The following is a 5,994-nucleotide window of genomic DNA, read 5'->3' on the forward strand; positions in this document are numbered from 1 at the left end:
TTGTTTGGGGTGGGTTCTCCCCTTGGGGGGCGCCCCCCCAACACCCTCGGCCCCCGCTTCCCCCCCCCCACGCCGACCTTGCCCAAGCGAGCGCAGCGAGCATTGGGCAAGGGCACGCCCAAAAAATTAAAACTTCTTAACCTTTATCTAAAACAAAATAGAGTTAATTTTTACTTTATTGTTTTTCTATCTTTTTAACTATGGTTTGGTTTCCGATATTGACCTGCATTAGATACATTCCAGAAGGCAAAGAAGTTAAATCAGCAGAAAAGAGATGCTCACCTTGATTAAGCAGTTCTTGGTCAAAAGCTTGGACTTCCTTTCCTGATAAATCAAAAATACGTATTTGCACTTTTTCTGTCTTTGCTAACGTAAGTCTGACCGTTAAATGGCTATAGCAGGGATTAGGAAATACTTCTACCAGCGAATTGTGTGGTAAATTGAACTCAATATTTGTACTTGTAGTAAGCTTTTGCCTCATAGCATTGTGAATAGGTCTTTTATCTATATCAGGATGGTATTCCTGAATGAGGTAGACCAAGTACATTCTATTCGGATTAGCTGCAACTACATCGTAGTTGACAGGGATAGTATAGGTATAATTTTGGGTATAAACACCTCCATCTGTGGTAGTACTCGGTATGCTGCCTGGGGTTCCCCAAGGTCCTCCTAAACAAGCACGTAATACATACCTATGAGGGTAGCCTATTATCGGATTGCCTAATCCATAGTATGGATGACCTACAACAGTGTTGTAATAGTTCTGTTGATTATATTGGCTGCTATTAGGTCCAATGACGCTATCTTCTACTAAATAACAATTTAACCTAAAATCTCCGCTCACTGCGACACGGAAAGTTGCAGTTACGCTAACGTTTAGCTGACGTGTAATAGGATCATAAATGTGGCTACCTGATACTTCAGCAGGCACAATATGACCTAATCGAATACCCATCAAAGGTAACCAAGAACTTGTACTCAATGCCCCAGCTCCCCAAAAACTATCAAACTTATAGTAGTCAATTGTACCTGTAGGGTAGCCACCTACATATTTATCAAGAATACTATCTCCATCAGGAAATGACATTCCATCACTTTTATGCGCTAATATCCCTATGGCATTGGGGTAAGTATCAAGCACTTGCTTCATAGCTACTGTACCTTCCGGACAGAATTGGCACCATGCACCCGTACCTCCCAACAAAACTGCTCTTTTAATCGGAACACTGCTAACTACGGCTATTTGTCCCGTAGCTGTATCGTTTAAGGGATTATTATCTGGACCTGTATTCAACAATCCCGCCCATGCTTTTATAGTCCATGTTCCAGGAGTAGTAATATTGAGAGGTACAGTGTGTATAAAATCATAAGTATCTCCATAAGCTAAATTGATGCTAGATACGGTCATGCTTGCAGGTGAACTTCCGTTAGCACTATAATAAATTGTAGCAGAGGTTAAATTACTTGAACCTAAATTTCTCAAAGTACCTTTAATAGTTATAGAACCCATTGAGGCATATTTAGGAAGCTCTAAATTCATCACTTGTGCATCTGACTGAAGAGGTTGTATAACTGCTATATCATTCAAGCCAAGTAAGTACATGTTGTAGGTATTATTTTGAAAAGCAATTCGGATAGTTTGTCCTGCCCATGCGCTTAGGTTAGCTGCTCGTTCTGTCCATGTACCATTTTCCATGCTGATAGTAGCAATAGTAGTAGTTACGTAGTTGCTTGGGTCGGTACCACTAGTAATTACTTTAACTAAATAGCCGTCAGCAATGAAATCATCGTACGCTCTAGCTTTCCAAGTAAGTACAGTTGTTCCCGATGAGGGGATAGTAATATAAGGAGTAACCAACCAATCATTAGCTGTTCCTGCTGGACTGTAATAAGAACAACTAATCATTACTATATCACCCGCACTGGGAGTGAGAAAAGGATTATTTGTAGAAACCCACGCATTTGAACCCATCAGTCCACTTAATGCAGGGTGCGGATTTAAGCCATCTACATTGTGCTGTGTCCAGCCCGTAGGAATATTAGGGGGAGTTAGACTGTTGAAGTTTTCGCTGAAAATTACGGTTTGGCTATGCACTTTTGATAAAAAAAGAACAAGAGCAAAATAAATTAGACTGTTTTTCATTACTTTCAAAGTTAATAAGTAAATTCCTTAAATCCAAAAATTGAGTACAAAAATTTGAGTGAGTTTGGAATTTATGACTCATCTACCAAAATTTGATAAATTAGATAAATGTGCTATGATAAAGAAGAGAAACGTTGAGATAACTTTTGATAGGCTTCCGTAATTTGCTTAAATCTTTGCTCTATTTCTTGTCGTTCTTTTACGCTTTTATGCGTATTCATGTCAGGGTGGTGCTGTTTGACTAGTTCTCGGTAACGTTCTTTTATTTGTTCCCAAGACACAGGGGGGGTTAGACCTAAAATTGCTAAATCAGGGTCAGTGCGATATTCTACATCATGAAAATAAGGTCTTTCTACTTGATTTTGATATATTTTGTAACTATGAGGGTGGTAATCTCGTAACAAGCTTTCCCAATCTTCTTTATTGATTTGTAACATTTCTATCATTTCATAAATAAAATGCTGTTGTTCTTTGCAAAGTACTGCTTCCATGCAAACTAAATTGTACCAAAAGGCTAGTAGTATCAAAAGCTCTTCATAGTAAAAACGTTCATTCATCTGATAGCACATTTCTGCCAAGTCTTGTACAGTATGGAATTGTTGCGGAGGAGTTGCAGATATGTTTCGTACAAAAACACTTTCGTATTGACTGCCTAAAACTTGAACGTACATTTTCTTGACTCTTTGGTAATACGTAGCATCATTTTTCAAAAAAATAAGATGCATAAAAACTCTGTAAATAATTTGAGGTTCTGCACGGAGGGCATCTTGCAAAATCTCTAACTGCACACTTTCATCAATAGGAGGTCTAAATGGGGTTTTTTGATATTGGGTGTGTTCAAAGTAATCATGGGCCTTTCTTTTTTGCTCAATTTTGAACAAAAATCGTATAGATAGCCACGTAAGTACAGCAATAACCACTAAGGCAATCCACAACTCTGTGATTTCAAGGTTCACAACAGTCAAATACTAACCAAAAGCATAACAAAAATAGTTGTTTCGAAAGTTTATATCAAGTGTTTTTCTTCACAATTTGCTGATAAAAATTTGGCTTAGCATTAAGCACATTCGCATTTGTTTAATTTGTTATTTTTGCAACACTATTGCAGCTGTATGCGATGCTTAGGTATAGTGATATTATGTGTAGGTATAAGCTTTTTTTCGCAAGCTCAACAAGAGAAAATTATATACGGAAAGATACTCAATGAACAAAAGCAGCCTATTCAAGGGGCAATAGTTTGCATTAAAGGTACAAACTTATGCACAGAAAGTGATTCATTAGGTAGATATGAGCTTAAACATCTGTGTCAAGATACTTGTCAAGTGCTTTGTTCATTTTTAGGTTATGCTACTGATGTTAAACAAATTAAAGTAAAGCTAAAGGTACAGTGCGATTTCATTTTATCTCATCTAGCTACAAATGAAGTACATGTAATAGCAGAGAAAAAAGAAAACTATAACTCGTATGCAAAAAGTAAGCTTTCCATTCAGGATTTAGATGCGCTTCGTTTCAAAAGTATTTCTGAACAGATAGCTACTTTACCTGGTGTAAGAACGCTTAAAACAGGGGCTACAATAAGTAAGCCTATTCTACACGGCTTGTACGGTTACCGAGTGCTGATATTGCAGCACGGTATTCGCCTAGAAGGGCAGCAGTGGGGTAATGAGCATGCCCCTGAAATTGACCCTTTTTTAGCTACCGAAGTGGAAGTAGTCAAAGGTTCAAACACAGTTCGTTATGGCGCAGATGCTATGAGTGGAGTTATTCTTACAGAACCTTCTCCTATTCTTGAAGTTAAGCAACGAAAAATACAACTTTATCAAGTATTCCAAACTCAAAATAAACAATATTCAGCTTGTGGCATAGTTGAAAATAAACTTTCTCAATCTTTGAAGTATCGGATACAAAGTACGGCTATTACTGCTGGCAGTTCCCGAACCCCAAATTATTATCTAGCCAACACAGCTTTTCGGAATTACAATGGTTCGGTTGCCTTAGGGCTGCTCAAAAAAAACTATGATGCAGAACTATTTTACAGCTACTTTTACAATAAAATAGGGATATTTTCAGCATCCCATATTGGTAACCTAACAGACTTACAAGCCGCTTTTCAAAGAGATAAACCTTTTGTCATAGAACCTTTTACTTATGCTATCCAAAGACCTTTTCAAAAGGTAGAGCATCACTTTACAAAGTACAGATTTCGCTATTTTGCTCCCATAGGCGACTTTACTTTTCAAGTAGCTTATCAAAATAACCATAGACAAGAGTTTGATTTACACAATCGCAACAAGACCTCAAAAGCAGAGCTTGACCTAACTATACAAACCGCTATCGCAGAGCTAATATGGAAACACAAACCTATGCTAAACTATTGCTTACAGGGCAATATAGGCGTAACGGGTATGTATCAATACAATCTTTTTGGCGGTAGCCGTTATTTTATTCCTGAATATTACAACCAAAGTGTAGGTATTTTTTGGATAGAACACTATCAGAAAAAAAACATAGAAATAGAACTCGGATTGCGGTATGATACCCGTTTAGTTTCTGCTTGGATATGGAAAAATAACATACCTTCGTTACGGGAGTATAGTTTTAATGCCCCATCGGGAATGGTAGGTTTTTCGTATGTATTTCATCCGCATTGGAAATGGAACTTAAACATAGGAACAGCGTGGCGCATGCCTGCAATGAACGAACTTTTTGTCAATGGTGTGCATCATGGTGCGGCTAGCTACGAAATTGGAAACCCTGACCTAAAAACTGAACAAGGACTAAAAGTAATTACTTCATTCCTCCATGAGAATCATGAAAAAACAAGCTTGAATTTATCTGCTTATTATCATTACATTTACAATTTTATCTATCTTATGCCCACGTTAGAACCTATTCTGACCATTCGCGGTGCGTTTCCAAGTTTTGTTTATCAACAGCATCATGCTGTTCTGTATGGAACAGATATAGAAGTAAAGCATCAGTTTTCCAAATGTTGGTATGTCAACCTTCAGCAAAATGTAGTCAGAGGCTGGAATACAACTTTACAAACGCATCTTCCGCTTATGCCCCCTGATAACACACGTATCTATGTCGGTTATCAAATTTACAAAAAGTTATGGTTGTTTGAACATACTACATTTAAGGTAGGTACAGAGTACGTAGCCAAGCAAATTCGTTACATGCCTAATACAGAAATTGTTCCTCCGCCTAGAGCTTATGTTTTAGCAAATATCGCCGTAGAAACCCGAATTCAGGACAGATTATTTATTCATCTGCAAATAGATAATTTCTTTAACCAAAGATACAGGGATTATCTCAATCGTTTTAGATATTTTAGTGATGAAATTGGCAGAAACGGAATTATCACTTTGAAATACATTTTCTGATTCATTTTGTTTTTGCTGAATATTTTTTTGGGCGTGCCCCTTGCTGACGCAAGGGTCGGGGCATTCCGCACTGCGCTTCGCTTCGGTGCTTCGCTGCGCTGCGCACTGCCCTGACGGGCATGCTCCATGCCCCTCACGCAGATGACCTAAGCAATTATGTCTTTACCTTGTTTAAGCCTGAAATACAATCCCTTACAAGCTAAAACTTTGCATAAAGTAAGGAAACGAAAAATCAAAAGTACTCTTTAATCACAATCTATTTTGAGCAATAACACTTATATTTTTGAAAGGTACGCATTTCGTTCGGATTGAAAAAATTCAATTTTATTTTTACAACTTGCAATTTTGAATATTGGTTTTTTGGATTTTTTTATGGCTATTTTTGACCTTTATCTTATTGAAAATCAGCGCTTACAGCTGTGGTCTGCTGTAAACGCCGATACAAAATTAAGAAAATGTAGCCAA

General features: G+C 37.6%; 5 protein-coding genes. 2 read left to right on the top strand and 3 right to left on the bottom strand.

The features are described 5' to 3' along the window. Positions 1–198: hypothetical protein (locus NZ519_11015; protein ID MCS7029281.1), on the top strand; the 198-nt coding region annotated here is incomplete at its 5' end. On the opposite strand, the gene NZ519_11020 is transcribed toward NZ519_11015, so the two are convergent. Together NZ519_11020 and NZ519_11025 are read right to left on the bottom strand one after the other, a co-directional pair. Next, positions 176–2,143, bottom strand: a complete 1,968-nt coding sequence (locus NZ519_11020; GenBank protein MCS7029282.1) for a choice-of-anchor J domain-containing protein — start codon at positions 2,141–2,143, stop codon at positions 176–178. The two genes, NZ519_11015 and NZ519_11020, sit on opposite strands and share 23 nt — an antisense overlap. 113 nt (positions 2,144–2,256) lie before the next feature. After that, positions 2,257–3,099, bottom strand: a complete 843-nt coding sequence (locus NZ519_11025) for a J domain-containing protein (protein ID MCS7029283.1) — start codon at positions 3,097–3,099, stop codon at positions 2,257–2,259. A gap of 156 nt (positions 3,100–3,255) precedes the next feature. Here NZ519_11025 and NZ519_11030 point away from each other — a divergent pair, with 156 nt between their 5' ends. Beyond that, a complete protein-coding gene (locus tag NZ519_11030) occupies positions 3,256–5,529 on the top strand; it encodes a TonB-dependent receptor (GenBank protein MCS7029284.1) in 2,274 nt (757 codons plus the stop codon). On the opposite strand, the gene NZ519_11035 is transcribed toward NZ519_11030, so the two are convergent. Then, positions 5,454–5,657 carry a hypothetical protein gene (locus NZ519_11035; GenBank protein ID MCS7029285.1) on the bottom strand — a complete coding sequence of 68 codons (204 nt, stop codon included), beginning with the start codon at positions 5,655–5,657 and terminating at the stop codon, positions 5,454–5,456. The two genes, NZ519_11030 and NZ519_11035, sit on opposite strands and share 76 nt — an antisense overlap. Positions 5,658–5,994 lie beyond the last annotated feature (337 nt).

The sequence above is a fragment of the Bacteroidia bacterium genome, assembly GCA_025056095.1.
Classification (GTDB): domain Bacteria; phylum Bacteroidota; class Bacteroidia; order JANWVE01; family JANWVE01; genus JANWVE01.

Excerpts from the sequence above, each read along its gene's own strand:
- NZ519_11035 (MCS7029285.1), bottom strand. The coding sequence starts at position 5,657 with ATGGAGCATGCCCGTCAGGGCAGTGCGCAGCGCAGCGAAGCACCGAAG.
- NZ519_11020 (MCS7029282.1), bottom strand. The coding sequence starts at position 2,143 with ATGAAAAACAGTCTAATTTATTTTGCTCTTGTTCTTTTTTTATCAAAA.
- NZ519_11030 (MCS7029284.1), top strand. The coding sequence starts at position 3,256 with ATGCGATGCTTAGGTATAGTGATATTATGTGTAGGTATAAGCTTTTTT.